This window comes from Mycobacterium sp., assembly GCF_965277065.1.
Lineage (GTDB): Bacteria > Actinomycetota > Actinomycetes > Mycobacteriales > Mycobacteriaceae > Mycobacterium.
Genome location: NZ_CBDIBT010000019.1, coordinates 627,084 through 650,706 on the forward strand (window position 1 = coordinate 627,084; position 23,623 = coordinate 650,706).

Below are 23,623 nucleotides of genomic sequence, written 5' to 3' on the forward strand. Positions count from 1 at the left end.
GAGACGGGGGCGGCCCACTCCGGAGGGGAGCTTGTGAGCCGCATCGGCGAATCACTGCGAACACGACGACAACTGCTGATCGGCGTGACCGCTGCGACTCTCGGCATCATCTGCGGCTACGACTTGTCCAACATCGCCGGCGCGCTGCTGTTCATCAGCAACGATTTCAACCTGACTATCCGCAAGCAGGAGCTGCTGACGACGATGGTGGTGATCGGGGAGATTTGCGGCGCGCTGAGCGGCGGATTCCTGGCCAACGCGATCGGCCGCAAACGCTCGATGATGACGGTCGCGGGCGGTTACGCGGTGTTCTCGCTGCTGGGCGCCGCGGCGGCGTCCATGCCGTGGCTGATGGCGGCACGCATGTTGCTCGGTATGACCATCGGCTTGTCCGCCACCGTGACGCCGGTGTACATCGCCGAGTCGGCGCCCACCCGACTGCGCGGCTCCCTGCTGGTCACCTACCAGGTGGCAACCATCCTGGGGATCATCGGCGGCTACCTGTCGGCCTTTGCGCTGGCCGACTCGGGCAGCTGGCGGTGGATGCTCGGATTGGCGGCGATTCCGGCGCTGCTGGTCCTTCTGTTGCTGGCCACCATGCCGGACACCGCGCGCTGGTATTTGTTCAAGAACCGCGTCGACGACGCCCGCAAGGCGCTGCTGCGAGTCGAGCCGAACCGGGACGTCGAGGCCGAACTCGTCGAGATCTCCGAAGCGATGCGCGAAGAGCGCGGCGGGTCGTTGCTCGAGATGCTGCGCCTGCCGTACCTGCGGGCCACCGCCTTCGTCGTCGGCCTCGGGTTCTTCGCCGAGCTGAGCGGCATCAACGGGATCATCTACTACAGCCCGCTGCTGTTCCAGGCCATGGGATTTGAGGGTAACTTCTCGTTGCTGGTGCTGCCCGCGCTCATCCAGATCGCTTCGCTGGTCGCCGTTCTGACCTCGCTGGTTCTCGTCGACCGGATCGGTCGACGGCCGATTCTGCTGTCCGGCATCGGCGCGATGATCTGCGGTGACCTGGTGCTGATCGGCGTGTTCGCGGCCAAGTCAGACGCGGTCTCCGGGCTCGGCTACGCCGGGCTGTTGATGTTCACCATGGGCTTCACCTTCGGCTTCGGGGCGCTGGTCTGGGTCTACGCCGGCGAAAGTTTCCCGGCACACCTGCGGTCGCTGGGCTCCAGCGCGATGCTCACCGCCAACCTGAGCGCCAACGCGCTGGTCGAAGCGGTCTTCCTGACGATGCTGAACACGCTGGGCGGCGCGGGGATGTTCACCGTGTTCGCTCTGCTCGCGACCCTGGGTTTCTTTCTGGTCTACCGGTTCGCCCCGGAGACCAAAGGACGCCAACTCGAGGACATCCGCCATTTCTGGGAGAGCGGTGGCCGCTGGCCCGACGAAACCCCCAGCACCGCAACGAATGTGCCGGCATGCCGCTGATCGCGGCCGGCACTGTGGTACTCGAAGAAGGCATCTGCCGTCCGGGCTGGGTCCACACCTCCGGCACCGCGATCGCGGGTTGCGGCGCCGGCGCGCCGCCCCGATCCCCCGACCTCGATCTGCCCGACGCGGTGCTCGTCCCCGGATTTGTCGACATCCACGTGCACGGCGGCGGCGGGGCGTCCTACCTCGGCGGAGACGACTCAGAGGTGCTGCGCGCAGCCGGTTTTCACCGCGGATACGGCACCACCACGACGCTGGCCAGCCTGGTCACCGCGTCCCCGTCCGACCTGCTGGCGGCGGTGCACGGACTCGCCAGGGCCACCCGCGACGGCGTGATCGCCGGCATCCATCTCGAGGGGCCGTGGCTGAGCACCGCGCACTGCGGCGCCCACGACCACACCCAGATGCGTGACGCGACGCCCGAGGAGATCGACGCGCTGCTGACCGCCGGCGACGGGGCGATCCGGATGGTCACCCTGGCACCCGAACGCCCCGGTAGCGACGACGCGATCACCCGCCTCGTGGACGCCGGAGTGGTTGTGGCGGTGGGACATACGGACGCGACGTACGAGCAGACCCGGCACGCCATCGACCTGGGCGCCACCGTCGGTACTCATCTGTTCAATGCGATGCGGCCACTGCATCACCGCGAGCCGGGCCCTGCATTGGCGCTCCTGGAGGATCCACGAGTGACCGTCGAGCTGATCGCCGACGGTGTCCACGTCCATCCCGCGGTGGTGCACACGACGATCCAGGCCGCCGGGGCCGGCCGGGTGGCGCTGGTCACCGATGCCACCGCCGCGGCGGGCGCAGCGGACGGCAAGTATCGGCTCGGCTCGGTGCCGATCGACGTGATCGAGGGTGTGGCGCGCGTGCAGGGCACCTCCACCATCGCCGGTAGCACTGCGACCATGGACCAGCTGTTCCGCGCGGCGGCCGGTCTCGGCTCGGATCGCGATGCCGCGCTGATCGCGGCGGTGCTCCTGACGTCCACAACTCCGGCGCGGGCGCTCGGCATCGACGATGCCGGCGACCTGCGGGTCGGTGGGGATGCCAATCTTATTGTCCTGGAGCAGGATTTGAGGGTGCAGGCCGTCATGACCGGCGGCAGCTGGGGGGCAGGAGGTGTGCGATGGCCTGGCTGATTTTGGTGGCGTCCGGGGTTCTAGAGGCGGTGTGGGCGACCGCGATGGACCGGTCCGACGGATTTTCCCGGCTGATTCCGTCGCTGATTTTCGCTGTGTCGCTGCTCTTTTCGATGGCGGGGCTGGCCTTCGCCATGCGCAGCCTTCCGACCGGGACCAGCTATGCGGTCTGGGTCGGTATCGGCGCGGTGCTCACCGTCGGTTACGCGATGCTGACCGGCGAGGAGACGGCCTCGGCGGTCAAGGTGCTGCTGATCGCCGGTGTCGTCGGCTGCATCGCGGGATTGAAACTGGCGAGCTAGGTGTCTGCGGCCTATTCCTCGTCGTCGCGCCGGATGAGCCGCAAAAAGCCAAGAGCCCCAATGGCGCCCACGGCAACGGCAGCCAGTGCCTGTCGCGCCTTGAGACCGTCGGCCGACGGCACCCTGGGGAGGATGACGGCGGGCTCCGGCGCCTGGTCCGGCACAGTCGGCACCGCCACCGGCGGGCTCGGTCGCGGCGTCGACGTCGCCGCCCAGGCGGTCGCGAAAAGCAGCAGCCGCGCCGTCACGTAAGCGAACACCATCAGACCCAGCACCGGCCCGAAGGTGGCCCCGGCCGGACTGTGCAACACCGACTTCAGGTAAATCGACCCGACCAGCTTGAACACCTCGAAGCCGATCGCCGCAAGCAACGCCGCCCGAACGGCGCTGGAGAAGTTGACCGGATCCCTCGGCAGCCGCGCGATCATCCAACCGAACACCAGCCACGACAACAGCAATGACACCAGCACTGAGGCCGATCGCAGGATGGCATCCAGCACCGGAAGGTCGTGTACACCCAGTATCCGCAACAGCCTGGCCATCGGCCCCGCTCCGGCCAGCGCGCTGAGCGCCAGCGTGGCGAAGATGGCCACGAACGACGACACCATCGCGAAGAGATCTGAGAATTTGGTGCGGATGAACCCCTGCGAACCGTCGGTCTGCCGCGACAACTCGGTCAGCGCGACCCGCAGGTTGCTCATCCAGTTCAGCCCGACCCACAACGCGACGGCCAACCCGATCACACCGACCGACGCGCGCGCGTCGATCGCCGAGTTCATCAGGTCGAGCATCTGTTGTCCCAGAGCGCCGGGCACTGCGTGCCTGACCTTGTTGTCGATCGCGGTCAGCACGGCGGGCCGTCGGGACAGCAGAAATCCGGCGACGCTGAAACCGACCATCAGCAAAGGGAACAACGCGAAAATCGTGTAGTACGTCAGCCCGGCCGCGAAGAAATTGCCCTGACACTCGTCGAACCAGTCGTTGGCCCGCATCGCGTGGTCGAACCATGCGTACCGCGCCCGCAGTCGATCGAGGATCCCTGGTTTGGCCGGCTCGCTCATAACACTCGGCAGCTACGGACGTCTCGGGAGCAGCCCGAGCCGGTCATAGACCCGGTCGACGGTTTTGGCGGCCACATCGTCGGCGCGCGCCGCCCCGGCGGCCAGCACTGCCTCCAGTTCGGTTGGATCGGCCAGCAATTCGTCGACCCGGGTCTTGATCGGCGTCACGAATTCGACAACCGCCTCGGCGGTGTCCTTCTTCAGGTCGCCGTAGCCGCGTCCGGCATACCCGTCGACCAGCTTCGTGATGTCGACCCCGGTGACCGCGGATTGAATGCTCAGTAGGTTCGAGACGCCGGCCTTTGCTTCCGGGTCGAAGCGGATCTCGCGCTCGCTGTCGGTCACCGCGGAGCGAATCTTCTTGGCGGACAACGCTGGAGCGTCGAGTAAGCCGATCAGGCCCGCGTCGGTGGCCGCGGACTTGCTCATCTTCGACGTCGGGTCTTGCAGGTCGTAGATCTTCGCGGTGGCCTTGGGAATCAGGACCTCGGGAACCACGAGGGTGTCCGGGTAGCGGCTGTTGAACCGCTGCGCGACGTCGCGGGCCAACTCCAGATGCTGACGCTGGTCTTCGCCGACCGGCACCAACTCGGCGTCGTAGGCCAGCACGTCGGCGGCCTGCAGCACGGGATAGGTGAACAGGCCGACGGTGGTCGCGTCGCTTCCCTGCCGCGTCGACTTGTCCTTGAACTGCGTCATCCGTGACGCCTGACCGAAGCCGGTGAAACAGCCCAGCACCCAGGCCAGCTGCGTGTGCGCGGGAACATGGCTCTGCACGAAGATCGTGCTGCGGGCGGGGTCGACCCCGAGCGCCAGGTATTGGGCGGCGGTGACCAGGGTGCGCCGGCGCAGCGTGTCCGGATCCTGCGGAATGGTGATGGCGTGCAGGTCGACGACGCAGAAGAACGCGTCGTGGCCATCTTGCAACTGGGCCCACTGGGTGACGGCGCCCAGCGCATTTCCGAGGTGGAGCGAGTCGGAAGTCGGCTGCACACCGGAGAAAACCCGGCTGGATCCAGGGGCGTTGCTCATCGCCGCCGCTCCTCGTGTCTCTCCCGGATCGCGCTGCTTTGTTGATCGTCGTCGGCGGAGCTCATGGTCCCGCAATCTTTCCATGCGAACGCCGCCGCTTCTTGCGGTACCGGCGGTAACGGCTTTAGTGTCGGGCCTGTGACTCCTAGTCCGGGCGCCAACCGCGCGCCCATCCATCTCGGATCTGGCGAACCCGTCTTGCTGCTGCATCCGTTCCTGATCTCCCAGCTGGTGTGGGAGACCGTCGCCTCGCAACTGGCCGACACCGGCTCCTACGAAGTGTTCGCCCCGACGATGGCCGGCCACAACGGCGGCCCCAAGTCCGGTACCTGGTTTCTGAGCTCCTCGGTACTGGCCGACCACGTCGAGCGTCAGCTCGACCAATTGGGTTGGGAGACAGCCCATATCGTCGGTAACTCGCTCGGCGGCTGGGTGGCGTTCGAACTGGAACGCCGCGGACGGGCGCGTTCCGTCACCGGCATCGCGCCCGCCGGCGGATGGACCCGCTGGACGCCGGCCAAGTTCGAGGTGGTCGCCAAGTTCGTCTCGGGTATGCCGTTCTGGATGTTCGCTCGCCTCCTGGGACCCCGCGCGCTGCGGCTGCCCTACACCCGCCAGCTGTCCACGCTGCCGGTCAGTGGGACGCCCGACGGCGTCAGCGACGAACAGCTGGCAGCCATCGTCGATGACGTCGCACACTGTCCTGCGTACTTCCAGCTGCTGGTCAAAGCGCTCCTGCAGCCCGGACTACGCGAGTTGGCACAGACCGCAGTTCCCGCCCATCTGGTGCTGTGCGGAAAGGACCGGGTGTTCCCCGCGCCCCGATCGCACCGCTACTTTCAGGCTCACCTGCCGGCCAGTACCCGGATCACGACAATCGACGGCGTCGGGCACATCCCGATGTTCGAGGCGCCCGGCCGGGTCACCGAAGTGATCTCCGGTTTCATTGCCGAGCACAGCTCGCAGCAGCGGGCCGTCGACCCACCGGCCAGCTAGCGCCCGATGCAGCCGTCGGGCCGAACCAGCACTGCGGCCGATCCGACGTCGATCGGGCCCGCCCGGTGCTCGCCCACTACTTGACCGACCCGGCACCCTGACGTTGCTCGACGATCGCCAGCGCCCGCTTGGCCCATCGAACGTTCTCTTCCTCGTAGGAGATGCCGCGCATCAGCGTCAGGTACGGACCCACCCGCAGCGCCGTGGCGAGGAACTCCTCTTCGCTGCGGCCATCGAGAATCCGGCTGCGCAGCCGCTCGTAGCGCTGCACCTTCGCTTCGGCCCGGTCGCGGCGTTCGCCGATCAGGTGGAGAACCGCCGCGGCGTCGCCGACATCGACGGCCTGGACCTTGATCAGCAGCTCGTCGCGGATCGCCGACACCTTCGCCGGCCGGCCGGTGAACTCGCGGATCGCCGCGTAACCGGCTTCGGTCAGCGAGAATATCCGCTTGTTGGGCCGGCGCTCCTGCTCAACGATGCGAGCCTGGATCAGTCCCTCGTCGGCGAGACGTTCCAGCTCCCGGTAGAGCTGCTGCGGTGTGGCCATCCAGAAGTTGGCCACCGACGCGTCGAAGCCCTTGGCCAGGTCGTAGCCTGAGGACTCCCCCTCGAGGAGAGCGGCCAGCACGGCGTCATGCAACGACATTCGATGATCATACCCGAGTTATAGTCAACAAATTGATTAATCGCCTATCGACATTCCGCGCCGAAGGCTCTAATGTCGAATACACCTACTCAACAAGTTGACCATTCGAGGTATCTGATGCATCCCTTCCGGAAGGCGGTCGAAGACCACGACGAGGCGGCCATCCAGGCCTTGCTGGCCAATGACGTCGTGTTCACCAGCCCGGTGGCGTTCAAGCCCTACGCCGACAAGCCGATCACTGCGGCAATCCTGCGCGGCGTGCTGCGGGTCTTCGAAGACTTTCGCTACATCCGCGAAATCCACGACGGCAACAGCGGTCACCACGCGCTCGAGTTCGAGGCCGGGATCGCGGGTGCCCCCGGCGTGACCGTCAACGGCTGCGACTTCATCCACGTCAATGACGACGGCCTCATCGATGACTTTAAGGTGATGGTGCGACCGCTCTCCGGTGCCCAGGCCTTGTCCGAAGCGATGGCCGCACAGTTTCCGAGAATCCAGCAGGAAGCCGTCGAACTGGCCGACCAGTTCGCTCGGGCTTAGAGCAGCAGGGAGCAGCCAGGCATGCGAATCGGATTAGGGATCAATTACGCGGGCGGCTTCAAAGAGGTGGCCGCCGAAGTGGCCGACCTGGAACGCGCCGGCTTGGACATCGTCTTTGTCCCCGAGGCGTATTCGTATGACGCGGTGAGCGCGCTCGGCTATCTGGCGGCCAGTACCGAACGGGTCGAGCTGGCCTCGGGCATCCTGCAGCTCTACACCCGCACACCCACCCTGACCGCGATGACCGCCGCCGGGCTGGACTACGTCTCCGACGGCCGCTACACCCTGGGCCTGGGCGCGTCGGGCCCTCAGGTGATCGAGGGTTTTCACGGCGTTCGTTACGACGCACCGATTGCGCGCACCCGCGAGGTCATCGAGATCTGCCGTCAGGTGTGGCGGCGCGAGAAGCTGCAATATCAGGGCGAGCACTACGAGATCCCGTTGCCCGCCGGCAAGGGCACCGGCCTGGGCAAGCCGTTGAAGCTGATCAACAAGCCTGTGCGGGAACGCATCCCGATCTTGATTGCCGCACTGGGACCCAAGAACGTCGAGCTGGCCGCCGAGCTCGCCGAAGGATGGCAACCCATCTTCTTCCTGCCGGAAAAGGCGCAGGACGTCTGGGGTGAGGCGCTGGCCGCCGGCCAAGCCAAGCGCGACCCGGTTCTAGGCAATCTCGAGGTCTACGCCGGCCCCACCCTGGCTATCGGCGAAAACGTCGAGCCGCTCAGGGAAATCGTGAAGCCCCATCTCGCGCTCTACATCGGCGGCATGGGCGCCAAGGGGAAGAACTTCTACCACACGCTGGCCACCCGCTACCGCTACGGGGCGCAGGCCGACCGCATCCAGGAGCTCTACCTGTCCGGCGAGAAGGAAGCGGCTGCCAAGGCGGTCCCGGACGAGCTGGTGCGCGACATCTCGCTGATCGGGACGCCCGGATTTGTCAAGGAACGGATAGCCGCTTTCCGCGAGGCCGGTGTGACCACCCTGAACGTCGTGCCCGTAGCCGCGACCGCCCACGAGCGGGTCAAGCTGATCGAGACGCTCCGCGGCCTGGTGGACTGACCCCTCAGTCGCCGGCAGCGGACAATGCGTCGTTGAGCGTCTTGCTCGGCCGCATCACCGCGATCGTCTTCTCGTCGTCGAGCCGGTAGTAGCCGCCGATGTCGACGGATTCGCCTTGCGCCTTCGCGAGTTCGGTGATGATCGTGTCCTCGTCCTTGCCCAGCTCGTCGGCCAGTGCGGCGAAGTGCTTGCGCAACTCTTCGTCGTCGCTCTGCTTCGCGAGTTCCTGCGCCCAATACAGCGCCAGGTAGAACTGGCTCCCCCGGTTGTCGAGCTCACCGGTCTTACGGGACGGACCCTTGTTGTTGTCCAACAGTTTGCCGATCGCGTCGTCGAGCGTCGTGCCCAGGATCTTGGCCCGCTCATTGCCGGTCTTGATCCCGATGTCTTCGAAACATGCCCCCAGGGCCAGGAATTCGCCGAGCGAATCCCACCGCAGGTGGTTCTCCTCGACCAGCTGGTGGACATGCTTGGGCGCCGAGCCGCCCGCACCGGTCTCATACATTCCCCCGCCGGCCATCAACGGCACGATGGACAGCATCTTGGCGCTGGTGCCCAGCTCCAGGATCGGGAACAGGTCAGTCAGGTAGTCACGCAAGATGTTTCCGGTGGCGGCGATGGTGTCCTGCCCGCGCATCGCACGCTCGATCGTGTGCCGCATGGCGCGTTCCTGCGACATGGTCTGGATGTCGAGACCCTCGGTGTCGTAGTCGGACAGGTAGGCGTTGACCTTCTTGCGCAGTTCGTTCTCGTGCGGACGCTCCTGGTCCAGCCAGAACACCACCGGCATACCCGAGTTCTTCGCCCGGGTGACGGCCAGCTTGACCCAGTCGCGGATCGCCGCGTCGGTCACGATGGGCATCCGCCAGATGTCGCCCTCTTCAACGTTTTGCGTAAGCAGTACTTCGCCGGTCTCGAGGTCGACGATGTCGGCGACCCCGTCCTCGGGGATCTCGAACGTCTTGTCGTGCGAGCCGTACTCTTCGGCCTGCTGCGCCATCAAGCCGACGTTGGGCACGGTGCCCATCGTGGTCGGGTCGAACTGACCGTGGGTCTTACAGAAGTTGATGATCTCCTGGTAGATGCGGGAGAATGTGGACTCCGGGTTGACGGCCTTGGTGTCCTTCTGTCGTCCGTCGGCGCCGTACATCTTGCCGCCGGCGCGGATCATCGCCGGCATCGACGCGTCCACGATCACGTCGCTGGGTGAGTGAAAGTTGGTGATGCCCTTCGCCGAATCCACCATCGCCAGCTCGGGCCGGTGCTCGTGGCAGGCATGCAGGTCGCGAATGACCTCGTCATGCAGCGACGCGGGCAGCGTCTCGATCTTGTTGTACAGATCAACCAGTCCGTTGTTGACGTTGATGCCGAGCTCGTCGAACAACTCCTGGTGCTTGGCGAAGGCGTCCCGGTAGAAGATCTTGACCGCGTGGCCGAAGACGATGGGGTGACTGACCTTCATCATCGTCGCCTTGACGTGCAGCGAGAACATCACGCCGGTCTCGTAGGCGTCCTCGATCTCCGCCTCGTAGAAGTCGCAGAGCGCCTTGACGCTCATGAACATGCTGTCGATGACGTCGCCGTCGCGCAGCGACACCTTCGGCTTGAGCACAATCGTCTTGCCGCTCTTGGTTTTCAACTCCATCTTCACGTCGCGCGCGCGGTCCAGTGTCAGCGACTTCTCGCCGTGGTAGAAGTCGCCGTGCTTCATGGTCGCGACGTGCGTGCGCGATGCCTGCGACCACTCCCCCATGCTGTGCGGGTGCTTGCGGGCGTATTCCTTGACCGCATTCGGCGCGCGGCGGTCGGAATTGCCCTGTCGTAGAACGGGGTTCACTGCACTGCCGAGGCATTTGGCGTAGCGGTCGCGAGTTTCCTTGTCCTCGTCGGTTTTCGGGTGCTGCGGGTAGTCGGGGATCTTGAATCCTTTGCCCTGCAGCTCCTTGACCGCCTCCACCAGCTGCGGCACCGAGGCACTGATGTTGGGCAGCTTGATGATGTTGGTGTCGGACTCTTTGGTCAGCCGGCCCAGCTCGGCCAGGTTGTCGGGCACGCGCTGCTCGTCGGTCAGGTAGTCGGTGAACTCGGCGAGGATCCGCGCGGCCACCGAAATGTCACTGGTCTGGACCGTGATGCCGGCGGGTTCGGCGAACGCGCGCACGATCGGCAGGAAAGCATAGGTCGCCAGCAGCGGCGCCTCGTCGGTCAGCGTGTAGACGATGGTCGGCTGGTCGGCGCTCACGGTGTGTCTCCCGGTATCGGTTAGATCCTGACGGGCTTCGCGGTGAATCTGGTTGTCACGTTATCAAGGGTGTTTCCGCTGTTGTCGACCTCGATCCGGCGGTTGGCACCCGTTCGACTTGATGAGCTAAGCTTTGTTTCGGTCATGAGCGCCAGCGTCAAGCCCCGGCTTGCTGGCCGGCAACCCTCCAACCGCGGTGGGGTGCTCCGGGTGAAGACCAGGTTTCGTAGCCACAGTGGCTACGCGGCAAGCGCGGGTCCGCCGTGATGGGCCCCCCGGAGTAGACAGGGAAACTTGATGCGCACCTACGTGGGCCGGCCCATCGTTCGTCGCTGACGCTTCCCGGAAAGCAATCGATCGTGAGTTCCGACAACACCCCCGACGCCGATCCGACCGCACACTGGTCGTTCGAGACCAAGCAGATCCACGTCGGTCAGCAACCCTGCCCGACCACCGGCGCCCGCGCGCTGCCGATCTACCAGACCACGTCCTATGTCTTCGACGACACCTCGCACGCGGCGGCGCTGTTCGGCCTGGAAGTCCCGGGCAACATCTACACCCGCATCGGCAACCCGACCACCGATGTCGTAGAACAGCGCATCGCAGCTCTGGAGGGCGGGGTGGCCGCGCTGTTCCTGTCCTCAGGGCAGGCCGCCGAGACATTCGCGATCCTCAACCTGGCCGCCGCCGGTGATCACATTGTGTCCAGCCCCAGGCTCTATGGCGGCACCTACAACCTGTTCCATTACACGCTGCCCAAGCTCGGCATCGACGTCAGCTTCGTCGACGACCCTGATGATCTGGACTCGTGGCGGGGCGCAGTGCGTCCCAACACCAAGGCGCTCTTCGGCGAGACGATCTCCAACCCGCAAATCGACATCCTGGACATCCCCGGTGTTGCGGCGGTGGCCCACGAGCACGGTGTGCCGTTGATCGTCGACAACACCGTCGCCACCCCGTATTTGATCCAGCCGATCGCCCTGGGCGCCGACATCGTGGTGCACTCGGCCACCAAGTACCTCGGTGGCCACGGCGCCGCGATCGCCGGTGTGATCGTCGACGGCGGCACGTTCGACTGGACGCAGGGCCGCGGCTTCCCTGGGTTTACTAAGCCGGACCCCAGCTACCACGGGGTGGTGTACGCCGAGCTGGGGCCGCCCGCGTTCGCCCTCAAAGCGCGGGTGCAGTTGCTGCGTGACCTGGGCTCGGCGGCGTCGCCGTTCAACGCGTTCCTGGTCGCCCAGGGTTTGGAGACGCTGAGCCTGCGGGTCGAGCGGCACGTCGCCAACGCGCAGCGGGTCGCCGAATACCTGGAGGGCCACGACGACGTGTTGTCGGTGAACTACGCCGGGTTGCCGAGCTCGCCGTGGCACGAGCGGGCAAAGCAGCTGGCGCCCAGGGGAACCGGGGCCGTGTTGTCCTTCGAGCTGGCCGGCGGTGTCGACGCCGGCCAGGCGTTCGTCAACGCGCTGAAGCTGCACAGCCACGTCGCCAACATCGGTGACGTGCGCTCGCTGGTGATTCACCCGGCGTCGACGACCCACGCCCAGCTCAGCGCGGCCGAGCAGCTGTCGGCCGGGGTGAGCCCCGGTTTGGTGCGCCTTGCGGTGGGTATCGAAGGAATCGACGACATTCTGGCCGACCTCGAGATCGGTTTCACCGCCGCTCGCCCATACGGCGGCATCCCAGCCTCCGCAGCCGGCGACCCGCACGCCGTGGCGGCGTTCTGAGGAGTCGGCAGGTGACAATCTCGGACATGCCGACACAGACGCTGCCCGCCGAAGGCGAGGTCGGCATCGTCGACGTAGGCGCGCTGACGCTGGAGAGCGGTGTCGTGCTCGATGACGTGAGCATCGCCGTCCAGCGCTGGGGCGAGCTGTCGCCGACGCGCGACAACGTCGTCGTCGTCCTGCACGCGCTGACCGGCGACTCGCACATCACCGGACCTGCCGGGCCCGGACATCCCACGCCGGGCTGGTGGGACGGGATCGCGGGGCCCGGCGCTCCGATCGACACCAACCGGTGGTGCGCGGTCGCGACCAACGTGCTGGGCGGCTGCCGCGGCTCGACCGGGCCGAGCTCGACCGCGTCTGACGGAAAGCCCTGGGGCTCAAAGTTTCCGCTGGTGTCGATCCGCGATCAGGTCGAGGCTGACATCGCGACGCTGGCTGCGTTGGGCATCACCGAAGTCGCCGCCGTGCTCGGCGGGTCGATGGGTGGCGCGCGGGCACTGGAATGGATGGTCGGCCACCCCGACCGGGTGGGCGCGGGCCTGCTGCTGGCCGTGGGTGCGCGTGCCACCGCCGACCAGATCGGCACCCAGTGCACCCAGATCGCGGCGATCCAGGCCGACCCCAACTGGCAGGGCGGGGACTACTACGGCACCGGGCTTTCTCCGGACGCCGGCCTGGGGATCGCCCGCCGCTTCGCCCATCTGACTTACCGCGGCGAAGCCGAGCTGGATACCCGCTTCGCCAATAGAGCTCAGGATGCGGAAGATCCAGCAGATCCCTCGGATCCGGCGTCCGGCGGCCGGTACGCGGTGCAGAGCTACCTGCAGCACCAGGGCGGCAAGCTGGTGTCGCGGTTCGACGCCGGCAGCTATGTGGTGCTGACCGAGTCGCTGTCCAGTCATGACGTCGGCCGGGGCCGCGGTGGTGTCGAGGCCGCGCTGCGCGGCTGCCCGGTGCCGGCGGTGGTCGGTGGGATCACCTCCGACCGGCTCTACCCGCTACGCCTGCAGGCTGAACTGGCCGGTCTGTTGCCCGGCTGCGAGGGGCTCGAGGTGGTCGACTCGATCTACGGGCACGACGGCTTTCTGGTCGAGACCGATTCGGTCGGCGAATTGGTGCGACAGACGCTGGATCTGGCCGCGGCGAAGGGTGCGTGTTCGCGGTGACTCAGTCTTCACAGGCCCGCTCATTGTCGTTTGGCTCTGAAGCGACCGCATACGAGCGCGGCCGTCCGTCGTATCCGCCGGAGGCGATCGACTGGCTGCTGCCGCCCGACGCTCGCGATGTGCTGGACCTCGGCGCCGGGACCGGAAAGCTGACCAGCCGCCTGGTGGAACGCGGGCTGGACGTGGTCGCCGTCGACCCCATCGCTGAGATGCTGGAGATGCTGCGCGTCTCACTGCCGAATACTCCGGCGCTGCTGGGTACGGCGGAAGATATTCCGTTGGCGGACAACAGTGTTGACGCTGTTCTTGTCGCGCAGGCGTGGCATTGGTTCAATCCGGCGCGCGCGATTCCCGAGTTGGCCCGGGTGCTGCGGCCCGGCGGTCGGCTGGGATTGGTGTGGAACACCCGCGACGAGCGATCCGGGTGGGTGCGCGAACTAGGCCGCATCATCGGCCACGACGGCGACCCAATGCGCGACCACGTCACACTGCCCGAGCCGTTCACCGATGTGCAGCGACACCAAGTCGAGTGGACGAATTACCTGACGCCGCAAGCGTTGATCGACTTGGTCGCATCCCGCAGCTACTGCATCACCTCGCCGACGCAGGTTCGCACCAAGACCCTGGATCAGGTGCGCGAGTTGCTGGCCACCCATTCCGCTCTGGCCAATCGGGGAGGTCTTGCGCTGCCGTACGTCACGGTGGGAGTGCGGGCGAAGCTGTCCTGACCTCGACGTTGCGCATGGCGAACGTCGAGTTGTTGCGCATATTCTCGGGCGATTTTGCACAACGAGTCGACGTTCGACGTCCAGGGTTCCAGTACTCGTCCGCCCGAAGGTAGCAGAACTGCTACCCTGGGGTTGTGGACTCGATACCGCAGAAGGAACTGCGCAACCAGGTCGCCGAAGTGCTGCGCCGCGTGGAGGCGGGCGAAACCCTGACCGTGACGGTGGCCGGTAGGCCCGTCGCTGAACTATCCCCTGCCGCCCGCCGCCGCTGGGTCACCGGCAGCGCACTCGATGCCGTCTGGCGCGGTCCGTCGCCGCGCGGGTTCAACGAAGACCTGGGGCGCCTCGGCGCCGGCGTCGTTGATCCCTTTGCCCGATGAGAGCGATCCTGGATACGTCGGTGCTGATCGCAGAAAATGCTCCCCCCGCAGGGCTCGAAGCGGCGATTAGTGTCGCGTCTCTCACCGAGCTGCATTTCGGGGTGCTTGTCGCGACCGACGATGACGAACGCGCGCTTCGGACCGACCGGCTCGCCGCCGTCGAGGCGGCATTCGACCCGCTGCCCATCACCCCGGAGATCGCGCGCGCGTGGGGTCGGCTCGCGGCCGCGGTCACCAACCGTGGCGGCAACCCACGCCGCCGACAGATCGACCTCGCCATCGCCGCCACCGCTGTCGCCGAGCGCGTGCCATTGCTCACCTACGATGTCGCCGACCTACATATCATCGGCGACCTGATCGACGCGCGCCGCCCCTGAACTTCAGGCTCTAGCCGAGGCGCTGACACTTCGCCCGAGCGGCCGCTGACCTGGGCGACGGTCACACCGGCAGCCCGGAGAACATCACCCGCGCCGGGTCATACTTCTGCCGAACGGCGCTCAGCTGAGCAAGGTTCGGGCCGAAGTAGCGCGACACCGGCTGGTTTGCCTCGAGGTAATTCGCATATCCACCAACCGAATACGGCTGCACAGCCCGGTGCGCTGCACCCAGCCAGCCGAGCGCAGCCGATGGGTCGCCGGGTGTTTCGACATACCACTGCACCAACGATGACTGCCGGCGCCACGGGAAGGCCGACGCCCCTGTCGGCACATCGGCCAAGGCCCCGTCGAGCGCGTGCATGATGGCCAACATGCGGCCCGCGCCGCGCGGGAACGCGTCGACCGCCGCGGCGATCCCCTGTGCGGCCGCCGGCGTGATCGTCGTGAAAACGTCTGAGCCACCAACGTATCCGAGTGGCGACGGATGGAGATTCCCGACGGCAAGGTAGTTCGTCAGGTCCAAGTAGTTGAACGTATGGCTGTCCGTTGCGGTGGGCTGCAGGCCGACGGCCGCGGTGATGGCGGACGCAATGCTGCCACCCGATCCGGCCGGGCACGTGGCCAAGATGCGGCAGTGCGTGCCCATCGGGTCGACGGTGGCATCGGCCACCGCCCAACAACTTCGATCGGCGGCGCGCAGCCAGTTCTGCCACCCCACCAGTACCTGGGCGAACGACTGCGCGGGGAAGTTGAGATTCACTGCGTCGACATCGGCGGTCGGGAAAGTGGCGAAGGTCAGCGAGGTGGTGACGCCGAAATTGCCGCCACCGCCGCCGCGCAACGCCCAGAACAGGTCGGGCTGCGAACTAGCCGACGCGGTGACGGCCTGACCGCTGGGCAGCACCACGGTGGCCGACCGCAATGCATCCGACATCAGGCCGGCGTGCCGGGAATGCGCACCGAGGCCACCACCCAGGGCGTGACCCGCCGCACCCACCGATGGGCAGGTCCCGGTCGGGATACCGCGGCCCGCGGCCGCCAGGACCTGGTGCATCGCATACAGACTCGTCGCCGGCGTCACCGTGACCAGTCCGGTCGCGGCGTCGTAATTGACGTCACCGGGCAGTTGCCTCAGATCGAGCACCATCGTGCCGTTCGCGGTGGACGCCCCAACGTAGGAGTGCCCTCCGCCGCGCGGAGCGACCTTGAGATTGTTGGCGGCGGCGAACGTCATCGCCTTTTGCACATCGCCGGCCGATGTCGGGACGACGACCGCCGCCGGTGTCATGCCGTTGTAGTTGGTGTTGAAAACTGCTTTGGCCGAACCGAATTGCGGAGAGTCCGGCCGGATGACCTGCCCACCGATGGACAGTCCATCCCAGCCCGACGCTATCGGCGCGCCGCCGGCCCGCCCTGAGCCGACGAATGCGCCCGCGGCCAACGCCCCTACGGCGCCGCGCAGAAATGTCTGACGCGAGATGTCACCCGTCATGCCCGAATTGTCCTGTACGCGAACCCGAGACACGCCGCGATATCGCACTCTCGACCGCGTGTCGTCCCAAACGTGCGCGAACCTTAACCCCCCCGTGTTCTGAACGTGACTGCGGTCGACCAAAGTTCGATACGGACACATCAGACATCAGGGGGTGGGTATGGGCCGCAAGTGGATTCCGGCGCTGAGCAACCAACCGCTGGCCGTGCAAGCGCTGATCGGTGTCGGCTGCCTTTTGACAGTGGCCACCGCATTCTCGATACCGGGCGGCGCTGATCCCAGCGACGACAACTTCATCGACGCGCTCAGCCACGCGGGTATCGAGTACGGCGAGCCCGGAAACGCGATGGCCGTCGGTCAGTCCATCTGCCCGATGCTCGCAGCACCTGGCGGCAGCTTCGCCGCCGCGGCGTCCGGCGTCGCGCATCGCGGCATGTCACCGCAGGCCGCCCGGATGTTCACCACGATCGCGATCCGGACCTACTGCCCGGATCAGATGGCAAACCTGATGGGTGGCAACGGCGTAACGGGAGTCCCAGGCGTCTAGCGCGTTCCCAGTGGGTCGATCGTCCAGGCGATGTAGACCATCGCCGCGGCGACCGACGCCATCATGGTGAAGTCAATTGCCTTGCGGCGCACCACCAGTAGCCCGGCGCGGTCGTCGGTGAGCGCCAACCGCAGCACCGCGGCCAGGCCCACTGCAATACCGATCAACAGCGCGCCGCGGCGCCAGAAGTTGGCCGCCGCCAAGCTGAACGCCACCACGAAAATCAGCATGATCCAGACGATCGGCCACTGCGGTCGGAGTCGGCGCATGCTCAGCGTCCTTCGGCCAACTCGACGACGTTGGTCAACAGGAACGCGCGGGTCAACGGCCCGACGCCGCCGGGATTCGGCGACACCTTCCCGGCCACCTCCCACACATCGGGATGCACGTCGCCGGTGAGTTTCCCGTCGACCCGGCTGACACCCACGTCGATCACGGCCGCGCTCGGGCGCACCATGTCGGCGGTCAGCATGTGCGGCACGCCGACTCCGGCGACGATGATGTCGGCCTGCTTCGTCAGGGCAGCCAAATCACGAGTTCCGGTGTGGCACAAAGTCACCGTCGCATTCTCGGAGCGACGGGTCAGCAGCAGGCCGAGCGGTCGACCCACCGTCACACCGCGGCCGATGACCACTACATGCGCCCCGGCGATCTCGACGTCGAAGCGCCGCAGCAGATGCACGATGCCGCGCGGGGTGCAGGGCAGCGGGGCCGACTCCATCAACACCAGCCGGCCCAAGTTGGTCGGGTGCAGCCCGTCGGCGTCCTTGGCCGGATCGACGCGCTCCAGCGCCGCGTTCTCGTCCAGATGCTTCGGTAATGGCAACTGCACGATGTAACCGGTGCACTCGGGGTTGGCGTTGAGTTCGTCGATGGTCTCGCTGAGCTTGGCCTGACTGATGTCGGCGGGCAGGTCGCGGCGCAGCGACGTGATGCCCACCCTGGCGCAGTCGGCGTGCTTGCCGCGGACGTAGGCCTGCGAACCCGGGTCGTCGCCCACCAGGACCGTGCCCAGGCCCGGCGTCTTGCCCGCCGCGGTCAGCGCGGCCACCCGCTCCGTAAGGTCGACGAAGATCTCGTCACGTGTGATTTTGCCGTCCAACGTGATTGCACCCACGTCATCCAGTTTGGCATGTGAGCGCACAACGACGCTCAGCCCGATTGATGGCGACCCGCTGCGTTCGGCTCCGCCGACCTTGCGATCGCCACCGAGCCCGATTGATGGCGACCCGCTGCGTTCGGCTCCGCCGACCTTGCGATCGCCATAGGCTTCTGGCATGTCCGAAGCCCCGGACGTGCTGGCACCGGCAAAGCTCGGACCCATCACGCTGCGCAATCGCATCATCAAATCCGCCACCTTCGAGGCGCGCACACCCGGCGCCCTGGTCAGCGACGACCTGATCGATTACCACCGGTTGCCGGCCGCCGGCGGAGTCGGCATGACCACGGTGGCCTACTGCGCCGTCTCCCAGGGCGGTCGCACCGAGGGCAACGGGATCTGGATGCGCCCGGAAGCGGTGCCTGGATTCCGCAAGCTCACCGATGCGATCCATGCCGAAGGCGCAGCGGTCTGCGCCCAGATCGGACACGCGGGCCCGGTCGCCAACGCCCGCTCCAACAAGGCCACCGCCCTGGCGCCGGTGCGGTTCTTCAACCCGATCGGCATGCGGTTCGCCAGGAAGGCCAGCCGCCAAGACATCGACGATGTGACCGTCGCGCACGCCAACGCGGCCAAGCTGGCCGTCGACGCCGGATTCGACGCCGTCGAAGTGCATTTGGGCCACAACTATCTGGCCAGCGCGTTCCTCAGCCCGCTGATCAACCGCCGCAGCGACGAGTTCGGCGGGTCGCTGGAGAACCGCGCCAAGGTTGCTCGCGGAATGGTCCTTGCCGTCAAGCGCGCCGTCGGCGACCAGATCGCGGTGACCGCCAAGCTCAACATGTCCGACGGTGTACGCGGCGGCATCTCGGTCGACGAAGCGATCACCACCGCCAAGTGGTTGCAGGACGACGGCGCACTCGACGCGATCGAACTCACCGCGGGCAGTTCGCTGGTCAACCCGATGTACCTGTTCCACGGCGACGCCCCGCTCAAGGAGTTCGCCGGCGCGTTCAAGCCGCCGCTGAGCTGGGGCATGCGGATGACGGGCAAGAAGTTCCTCCGCGAATACCCGTACCGCGAAGCGTATCTGCTGCGCCACGCCAAGCAGTTCCGCGCCGAGCTGACGATGCCGCTGATCCTGCTGGGCGGCATCACCAATCGCGAGACGATGGATCTGGCGATGGCCGAAGGCTTCCAGTTCGTCGCGATGGGCCGGGCACTGCTGGCCGAGCCCGACCTGATCAACCGGATCGCCCGCGACGGCGCCGCCGTGCGGTCGGCGTGTACGCACTGCAACCGGTGCATGCCGACGATCTACACCCGCACCCAGTGCGTGGTCACCGGAGCCCCCGACCTGTTGGCGCACTGACCCGCTCGTGTCGGTTCGAGGGGATCGAACGGCCACCCGATACAGTCGGTGCAGTGAGCCAAGCAGCTAAAGTTGGGGCGATGAGTCATGCCGCACCGCCCGCGCTGACCGTCCGGTACGACGGTGCACAACGCACATTCGCCGCAGGTCACGACGTCGTGGTCGGCCGAGATCTGCGCGCCGACATGCGCATCACGCATCCGCTGATCTCCCGGGCGCACCTGTTGCTGCGCTTCGACCAAGGCCGCTGGCTGGCCATCGACAACGGCTCGCTGAACGGGACCTACGTCCACGGGCGCCGGGTTCCGGTGATCGATCTTCACGACGGCCAGACGCTCAATATCGGCAACCCCGATGGACCGCTGCTGAGCTTCGAGGTCGGACGCCACGACGGCATCGCTGGTCGGCCGCCGCAGACCGCGTCGATGCCGATCGCCAGGTCCGGTCCGTCCGCGCGGCCGGCACCTGCGCCGCAGCAGCCGCCCCGCCCACTGGCGGGACCGCGACAACAAGGGCCTCCCGGCCATGGTCCCGGCCAGGGACCGTCGCGCCCCTATCCTGGCGCGCCGCCGCAACAACCATTCCCGGGGCCGCGCCCGCCCGCCTACCCGGCGGGCCCGCAGCATCAGGCACCGCCAGTCCGCCAACCCGCGCCGGTGGCGTCGGCTCCCCCGGTGAACCCTGCGCCGAGGACCCAGATGGGGCCGGCGCCGGCGATGAGCACGCCGCCCGAATCGGGCAACCTGGCCACCAAGATGATTCAGGCGATCCTGCCCGGATCGCTGTCACCGGACAAGCCGGCCGGGTCAGCGACGATCGGTCGCGCCAACGACAACGACATCGTCATCCAGGATGTCTTGGCGTCGCGCCATCACGCGTTCTTGGTTCAGTCGCCGCTCGGCACCGAGATCCGGGACGCCCGCACTATCAATGGCACCTTCGTCAACGGGGTACGCGTCGGCTCGGCGGTGCTCAACCAGGGCGACGTGGTCACGATCGGAAACATCGACCTGGTCTTCACCGACGGCACCTTGGTCCGCCGCACCGAGGCCGCCACCCGCACCGGCGGCCTGGAGGTCAACGGCGTTCAATTCAGGATCGATGGCAAAGAACTGCTGAGCAACATCTCGCTGACGGCCCGCCCCGGCACACTGACCGCGATCATCGGCGGCTCGGGTGCGGGCAAGACCACGCTGTCGCGTCTGATCGCCGGCTACACCCGGCCCAGCGCCGGAAACGTCACCTTCGAGGGCCACGACATCCACGCCGAGTACGCGACGATGCGCAGCCGGATCGGGATGGTGCCGCAGGACGATGTGGTGCACCGCCAGCTGACGGTCAACCAGGCGCTGGGTTATGCCGCCGAGTTGCGGCTGCCGCCGGATACCAACAAAGAGGAACGCGCCCAGGTCGTCGCGCAGGTACTCGAGGAACTCGACCTGACCAAGCATGCCGACACCCGGGTGGACAAGCTGTCGGGTGGTCAGCGCAAGCGTGCATCGGTCGCGCTCGAGCTGCTGACCCAGCCCTCGCTGCTGCTGCTCGACGAGCCGACCTCGGGTCTCGACCCTGCGCTGGACCGTCAGGTGATGCTGATGCTGCGCCAGCTCGCCGACGCCGGCCGTGTCGTGCTGGTGGTCACCCACTCGGTGTCCTACCTGGACGTCTGCGATCAGATCCTGCTGATGGCCCCCGGCGGAAAAATGGCGTTCAACGGGCCGCCCAGTCAGGTGGGCGAGGCGCTGGGCACTACGAACTGGGCCGATATCTTCGCCAACGTCGGCGCCGACCCGGACGAGGCGAACCGCCGCTTCATGGAGCGCGGCGGCAGGTCGGAGTCCAAGGCACCCGACCGGGAAAGCCCGGCGGATCTCGGCGAACCCGTCCACTCCGACCTGCTGCGCCAGCTTTCCACGATCGCGCGTCGTCAGATTCGGCTGGTCATCTCCGACCGCGGCTACTCGGTGTTCCTGGCGGCGCTACCCTTCATCGTCGGTTTGGTGGTGCTGGCCGTCCCGGGCGCCAAACCCGGGCTCGGTTTCGCCAACCCCACCGGCGATGCGCCCACCCAGCCGCAGTACATCATGGTCTTCCTCAATTTCGGTGCCGTCTTCATGGGCGTCGCACTGACCATCCGAGATCTGATCGGCGAACGCCCCATCTTCAAACGAGAACAGGCAGTGGGCCTGTCGACGACGGCCTATCTGCTGGCCAAGGTCAGCGTATTCTGCGCGTTCGCAGTGGCTCAGGCGTTGGTCGCAACCCTGATCGTCAGGTTCGGCAAGGGCGCACCCACGGCGCACCCCCAGTTCTTCGACAACTCCACTTTCTCGCTGTTCGTCACCGTCGCCGGCACCTGTGTGGCCTCGGCGATCCTCGGCCTGGTGCTGTCGGCGTTCGCGCAGACCAATGAGCAGATCATGCCGCTTCTGGTGGTGTCGGTGCTGCTGCAGTTGGTGCTCTCCGGCGGAATCATCCCGATGGTGGATAAGGACGGGCACAGTAAAGCCCTCGACTACGCATCCTGGGCGACGCCCGCACGGTGGGGTTATGCAGGCGGGTCATCATCGATTGACCTGCCGTCGCTGGTGAAGGTTCCGCAGATCCACACCAAGGACCCGCTCTGGCAGCATTCGGACCACATCTTTCTGCTGGACATGTTCATGCTTATCATGCTGTCGCTGATCTACGCCGGCGTCGTGCGTTGGAAGATCCGGCTCAAGCGCTAGCGCGTCACTGATCAGCCCCGCCGTCCAGCCGTAATCCGTGGGCCGCGGCATAGGCGAGCGCCTGCTCGATATCGATACGCGCGCGGGTCAACGACGCCGTCGTCCACAGCGACGGGTCGACGGTGGCGCCGCGCAGATCGGCGTCGTCCAAACGGGTTCCGGTGGTGCGGGCGCCGGACAGGTCCGCCCCGCGCAACACGGTTTTGCGCAGGTCCGCTTCCACCAGGTTGGCCTCGCGAAGGCGACAGCCGCTCAAGTCGATGCCGCGCAGGTCATTTCCGCCGAGCACGGTCAGCGTGAAGTCCACCTCGTCGAGGATCAACGGTCGAAACCGGCACCGCGTGAAGACCGAGCCCAGCATGGTGCACTGACGAAACGTGCTGTGCCACAGCGTGGTCAAGTTAAAAGTGCAGTTGCGGAACGCCGACCCCAGATGCTCGGACTCAGCGAGATTGACGCCGCTGAAATCGCATTCGCTGAACACCACCCGCTCGGTGCGCAGGCGAGAAAGATCGTCGTCGCGGAAGTCACGGCCAACGAATTCGCAATCGGTCCAATCCACTACGCGGTGGGCGACAAGCTCGCCAGCGCGTATTCGCTCACCGCGATCAAAGCGTTGGTCGCCGATCGGCGGTCGCGGGCGTCGACGCTGATCACCGGGACGTGCGCGGGCAGCGTCAGCGCTTTACGTACCTCGGCGGCCGGATACCTTGGCGAGCCGTCGAATTCGTTGACAGCGATCAGGAACGGCAGGTTGCGATGCTCGAAGAAATCGACCGCGGCGAAGCAGTCCTGCAGCCGCCGGCAGTCCACCAGGATGACCGCACCGATGGCGCCGCGCACCAAGTCATCCCACATGAACCAGAATCGGCGCTGACCCGGTGTTCCGAACAGATAGAGCACCAGATCCTCGTCGAGGGTGATCCGGCCGAAATCCATTGCGACCGTGGTGGTCCGCTTGTCCGGGGTGGCGTCGACCATGTCGATGCCGGCGGAGGCGTCGGTGACCATCGCTTCGGTCCGCAGCGGCATGATCTCCGACACCGCGCCGACGAACGTTGTCTTGCCGACCCCGAACCCACCGGCGACGACGATCTTCGTGGACGCCGTGTCGCGCGACTTCGTATACGGAGCGGCCCCCGCGTCAGAGCGCTCGTAGGCCACGGAGCGTCCTTCCTATGAGTTCGCGGCGATCATCCCGGGTGGAGCGTTCGGTCAATGTCCGATTGACTTGAAGGTAACCCGAAGTCACCAGATCACCGACCAACACGCGCGTGACACCGAGCGGCAAATTCAGCCGAGCCGATAATTCGGCCACCGATGGAGTCTTGACGCACAACTGGACAATTCTGCCCCGCACATCGTTGGGCGGCCACCGGTGGAACATCGCCGATTGCAACGCCTGCAGCGGCGCTTCCAGCGGGATGTCGACGCTCGCCTTGGTCCGGCCTGCCGTCAGAGTGTAGGGGCGAACCAGGCTCGCCTCAGGAGGCGGCGGTTCGATTCCCGGTCGTTCGCGGTTGTCCATGGCGAC

Annotated in this window: 23 protein-coding genes, 1 pseudogene and 1 riboswitch; of the genes and pseudogenes, 14 read left to right on the forward strand and 10 right to left on the reverse strand. The window is 66.5% G+C overall.

Features of this window, described 5'->3' with window-relative positions; genetic code table 11:
* The first annotated feature begins 33 nt into the window (after positions 1-33).
* The 3 genes from ACQY5A_RS20190 to ACQY5A_RS20200 are packed head-to-tail and all read left to right on the forward strand — an operon-like array spanning position 34 to position 2,887.
* Positions 34-1,437 (forward strand): sugar porter family MFS transporter, encoded by a 1,404-nt coding sequence (locus ACQY5A_RS20190; RefSeq protein ID WP_428342088.1) that lies wholly within the window; start codon positions 34-36, stop codon positions 1,435-1,437.
* Entirely contained in the window at positions 1,428-2,585 is a 1,158-nt protein-coding gene (gene nagA, locus ACQY5A_RS20195) for an N-acetylglucosamine-6-phosphate deacetylase (RefSeq protein WP_428342089.1), read from the forward strand. The genes ACQY5A_RS20190 and nagA overlap by 10 nt, the downstream gene beginning before the upstream one ends.
* A complete protein-coding gene (locus ACQY5A_RS20200) occupies positions 2,573-2,887 on the forward strand; it encodes a DMT family transporter (RefSeq protein ID WP_428342090.1) in 315 nt (104 codons plus the stop codon). The genes nagA and ACQY5A_RS20200 overlap by 13 nt, the downstream gene beginning before the upstream one ends.
* 11 nt (positions 2,888-2,898) lie before the next feature.
* Here the strand turns inward: ACQY5A_RS20200 and yhjD are convergent, their stop codons facing one another.
* Positions 2,899-3,948, reverse strand: coding sequence for an inner membrane protein YhjD (gene yhjD / locus ACQY5A_RS20205; RefSeq protein WP_428342091.1), 1,050 nt, complete (start codon positions 3,946-3,948; stop codon positions 2,899-2,901).
* Positions 3,949-3,960: 12 nt separating this feature from the next.
* Positions 3,961-4,980, reverse strand: a complete 1,020-nt coding sequence (trpS, locus tag ACQY5A_RS20210; protein WP_428342092.1) for a tryptophan--tRNA ligase — start codon at positions 4,978-4,980, stop codon at positions 3,961-3,963.
* 198 nt (positions 4,981-5,178) lie between these two features.
* On the opposite strand from trpS, the gene ACQY5A_RS20215 reads away from it, so the two are divergent.
* Positions 5,179-5,976 (forward strand): alpha/beta fold hydrolase, encoded by a 798-nt coding sequence (locus tag ACQY5A_RS20215; protein WP_428343259.1) that lies wholly within the window; start codon positions 5,179-5,181, stop codon positions 5,974-5,976.
* A 76-nt stretch (positions 5,977-6,052) separates the two neighbouring features.
* Here ACQY5A_RS20215 and ACQY5A_RS20220 read toward each other — a convergent pair whose 3' ends face one another.
* Positions 6,053-6,622, reverse strand: a complete 570-nt coding sequence (locus ACQY5A_RS20220) for a PadR family transcriptional regulator (protein WP_428342093.1) — start codon at positions 6,620-6,622, stop codon at positions 6,053-6,055.
* Positions 6,623-6,739: 117 nt separating this feature from the next.
* Between ACQY5A_RS20220 and ACQY5A_RS20225 the strand changes: the two genes are divergently transcribed.
* Together ACQY5A_RS20225 and ACQY5A_RS20230 are read left to right on the forward strand one after the other, a co-directional pair.
* Complete coding sequence (locus ACQY5A_RS20225; protein ID WP_428342094.1) at positions 6,740-7,162, forward strand: nuclear transport factor 2 family protein; 423 nt, start codon at positions 6,740-6,742, stop codon at positions 7,160-7,162.
* A 21-nt stretch (positions 7,163-7,183) separates the two neighbouring features.
* A complete protein-coding gene (locus tag ACQY5A_RS20230; RefSeq protein ID WP_428342095.1) occupies positions 7,184-8,224 on the forward strand; it encodes an LLM class F420-dependent oxidoreductase in 1,041 nt (346 codons plus the stop codon).
* Between the two features lie 4 nt (positions 8,225-8,228).
* On the opposite strand, the gene ACQY5A_RS20235 is transcribed toward ACQY5A_RS20230, so the two are convergent.
* Positions 8,229-10,466, reverse strand: coding sequence for an NADP-dependent isocitrate dehydrogenase (locus ACQY5A_RS20235; protein WP_428342096.1), 2,238 nt, complete (start codon positions 10,464-10,466; stop codon positions 8,229-8,231).
* Between the two features lie 140 nt (positions 10,467-10,606).
* A riboswitch (SAM riboswitch) is annotated at positions 10,607-10,725 on the forward strand.
* Positions 10,726-10,825: 100 nt separating this feature from the next.
* Between ACQY5A_RS20235 and ACQY5A_RS20240 the strand changes: the two genes are divergently transcribed.
* The 5 genes from ACQY5A_RS20240 (at position 10,826) to ACQY5A_RS20260 (ending at position 14,850) form a co-directional block, all read left to right on the forward strand.
* The gene (locus ACQY5A_RS20240; protein ID WP_428342097.1) at positions 10,826-12,196 is read left to right on the forward strand and encodes a bifunctional o-acetylhomoserine/o-acetylserine sulfhydrylase; all 1,371 of its coding nucleotides are present in this window, start codon (positions 10,826-10,828) and stop codon (positions 12,194-12,196) included.
* An 11-nt stretch (positions 12,197-12,207) separates the two neighbouring features.
* Positions 12,208-13,365 (forward strand): homoserine O-acetyltransferase MetX, encoded by a 1,158-nt coding sequence (gene metX, locus ACQY5A_RS20245; protein ID WP_428342098.1) that lies wholly within the window; start codon positions 12,208-12,210, stop codon positions 13,363-13,365.
* Entirely contained in the window at positions 13,362-14,093 is a 732-nt protein-coding gene (locus tag ACQY5A_RS20250) for a class I SAM-dependent methyltransferase (protein ID WP_428342099.1), read from the forward strand. Before metX ends, ACQY5A_RS20250 begins: the two co-directional genes overlap by 4 nt.
* A 134-nt stretch (positions 14,094-14,227) precedes the next feature.
* Positions 14,228-14,473, forward strand: coding sequence for a type II toxin-antitoxin system Phd/YefM family antitoxin (locus tag ACQY5A_RS20255; protein WP_428342100.1), 246 nt, complete (start codon positions 14,228-14,230; stop codon positions 14,471-14,473).
* Positions 14,470-14,850: a PIN domain-containing protein gene (locus tag ACQY5A_RS20260; protein WP_428342101.1), complete on the forward strand. Its 381-nt coding sequence runs from the start codon at positions 14,470-14,472 to the stop codon at positions 14,848-14,850. The genes ACQY5A_RS20255 and ACQY5A_RS20260 overlap by 4 nt, the downstream gene beginning before the upstream one ends.
* Positions 14,851-14,911: 61 nt before the next feature.
* Here the strand turns inward: ACQY5A_RS20260 and ACQY5A_RS20265 are convergent, their stop codons facing one another.
* Positions 14,912-16,342 (reverse strand): FAD-binding protein, encoded by a 1,431-nt coding sequence (locus tag ACQY5A_RS20265; RefSeq protein WP_428342102.1) that lies wholly within the window; start codon positions 16,340-16,342, stop codon positions 14,912-14,914.
* Positions 16,343-16,502: 160 nt separating this feature from the next.
* Here ACQY5A_RS20265 and ACQY5A_RS20270 point away from each other — a divergent pair.
* Positions 16,503-16,883, forward strand: a pseudogene (locus ACQY5A_RS20270) (DUF732 domain-containing protein); the annotation flags it as partial.
* Positions 16,884-16,885: 2 nt separating this feature from the next.
* Here ACQY5A_RS20270 and ACQY5A_RS20275 read toward each other — a convergent pair.
* Both ACQY5A_RS20275 and ACQY5A_RS20280 read right to left on the reverse strand, forming a co-directional pair.
* The gene (locus tag ACQY5A_RS20275; protein WP_428342103.1) at positions 16,886-17,158 is read right to left on the reverse strand and encodes a DUF3017 domain-containing protein; all 273 of its coding nucleotides are present in this window, start codon (positions 17,156-17,158) and stop codon (positions 16,886-16,888) included.
* Between the two features lie 2 nt (positions 17,159-17,160).
* A complete protein-coding gene (locus ACQY5A_RS20280; RefSeq protein WP_428343260.1) occupies positions 17,161-18,006 on the reverse strand; it encodes a bifunctional methylenetetrahydrofolate dehydrogenase/methenyltetrahydrofolate cyclohydrolase in 846 nt (281 codons plus the stop codon).
* A gap of 160 nt (positions 18,007-18,166) precedes the next feature.
* Here ACQY5A_RS20280 and ACQY5A_RS20285 point away from each other — a divergent pair, with 160 nt between their 5' ends.
* Together ACQY5A_RS20285 and ACQY5A_RS20290 are read left to right on the forward strand one after the other, a co-directional pair.
* The gene (locus tag ACQY5A_RS20285) at positions 18,167-19,360 is read left to right on the forward strand and encodes an NADH:flavin oxidoreductase (protein ID WP_428342104.1); all 1,194 of its coding nucleotides are present in this window, start codon (positions 18,167-18,169) and stop codon (positions 19,358-19,360) included.
* Between the two features lie 80 nt (positions 19,361-19,440).
* Positions 19,441-22,089, forward strand: a complete 2,649-nt coding sequence (locus tag ACQY5A_RS20290) for an ATP-binding cassette domain-containing protein (RefSeq protein ID WP_428343261.1) — start codon at positions 19,441-19,443, stop codon at positions 22,087-22,089.
* Positions 22,090-22,093: 4 nt separating this feature from the next.
* On the opposite strand, the gene ACQY5A_RS20295 is transcribed toward ACQY5A_RS20290, so the two are convergent.
* The 3 genes from ACQY5A_RS20295 to ACQY5A_RS20305 are packed head-to-tail and all read right to left on the reverse strand — an operon-like array spanning position 22,094 to position 23,617.
* Positions 22,094-22,651: a pentapeptide repeat-containing protein gene (locus ACQY5A_RS20295; protein ID WP_428342105.1), complete on the reverse strand. Its 558-nt coding sequence runs from the start codon at positions 22,649-22,651 to the stop codon at positions 22,094-22,096.
* The gene (locus ACQY5A_RS20300; protein ID WP_428342106.1) at positions 22,651-23,253 is read right to left on the reverse strand and encodes a GTP-binding protein; all 603 of its coding nucleotides are present in this window, start codon (positions 23,251-23,253) and stop codon (positions 22,651-22,653) included. The genes ACQY5A_RS20295 and ACQY5A_RS20300 overlap by 1 nt, the downstream gene beginning before the upstream one ends.
* Complete coding sequence (locus ACQY5A_RS20305) at positions 23,234-23,617, reverse strand: DUF742 domain-containing protein (RefSeq protein WP_428342107.1); 384 nt, start codon at positions 23,615-23,617, stop codon at positions 23,234-23,236. The genes ACQY5A_RS20300 and ACQY5A_RS20305 overlap by 20 nt, the downstream gene beginning before the upstream one ends.
* Between the last annotated feature and the right edge of the window lie 6 nt (positions 23,618-23,623).

Bases quoted from the DNA above. Each gene is read 5' to 3' on its own strand.
- nagA (WP_428342089.1), top strand. From the start codon at position 1,428: ATGCCGCTGATCGCGGCCGGCACTGTGGTACTCGAAGAAGGCATCTGC.
- ACQY5A_RS20200 (WP_428342090.1), top strand. From the start codon at position 2,573: ATGGCCTGGCTGATTTTGGTGGCGTCCGGGGTTCTAGAGGCGGTGTGG.
- yhjD (WP_428342091.1), bottom strand. From the start codon at position 3,948: ATGAGCGAGCCGGCCAAACCAGGGATCCTCGATCGACTGCGGGCGCGG.
- trpS (WP_428342092.1), bottom strand. From the start codon at position 4,980: ATGAGCAACGCCCCTGGATCCAGCCGGGTTTTCTCCGGTGTGCAGCCG.
- ACQY5A_RS20220 (WP_428342093.1), bottom strand. From the start codon at position 6,622: ATGTCGTTGCATGACGCCGTGCTGGCCGCTCTCCTCGAGGGGGAGTCC.
- ACQY5A_RS20225 (WP_428342094.1), top strand. From the start codon at position 6,740: ATGCATCCCTTCCGGAAGGCGGTCGAAGACCACGACGAGGCGGCCATC.
- ACQY5A_RS20230 (WP_428342095.1), top strand. From the start codon at position 7,184: ATGCGAATCGGATTAGGGATCAATTACGCGGGCGGCTTCAAAGAGGTG.
- ACQY5A_RS20260 (WP_428342101.1), top strand. From the start codon at position 14,470: ATGAGAGCGATCCTGGATACGTCGGTGCTGATCGCAGAAAATGCTCCC.
- ACQY5A_RS20265 (WP_428342102.1), bottom strand. From the start codon at position 16,342: ATGACGGGTGACATCTCGCGTCAGACATTTCTGCGCGGCGCCGTAGGG.
- ACQY5A_RS20275 (WP_428342103.1), bottom strand. From the start codon at position 17,158: ATGCGCCGACTCCGACCGCAGTGGCCGATCGTCTGGATCATGCTGATT.
- ACQY5A_RS20285 (WP_428342104.1), top strand. From the start codon at position 18,167: ATGTCCGAAGCCCCGGACGTGCTGGCACCGGCAAAGCTCGGACCCATC.
- ACQY5A_RS20290 (WP_428343261.1), top strand. From the start codon at position 19,441: ATGAGTCATGCCGCACCGCCCGCGCTGACCGTCCGGTACGACGGTGCA.
- ACQY5A_RS20305 (WP_428342107.1), bottom strand. From the start codon at position 23,617: ATGGACAACCGCGAACGACCGGGAATCGAACCGCCGCCTCCTGAGGCG.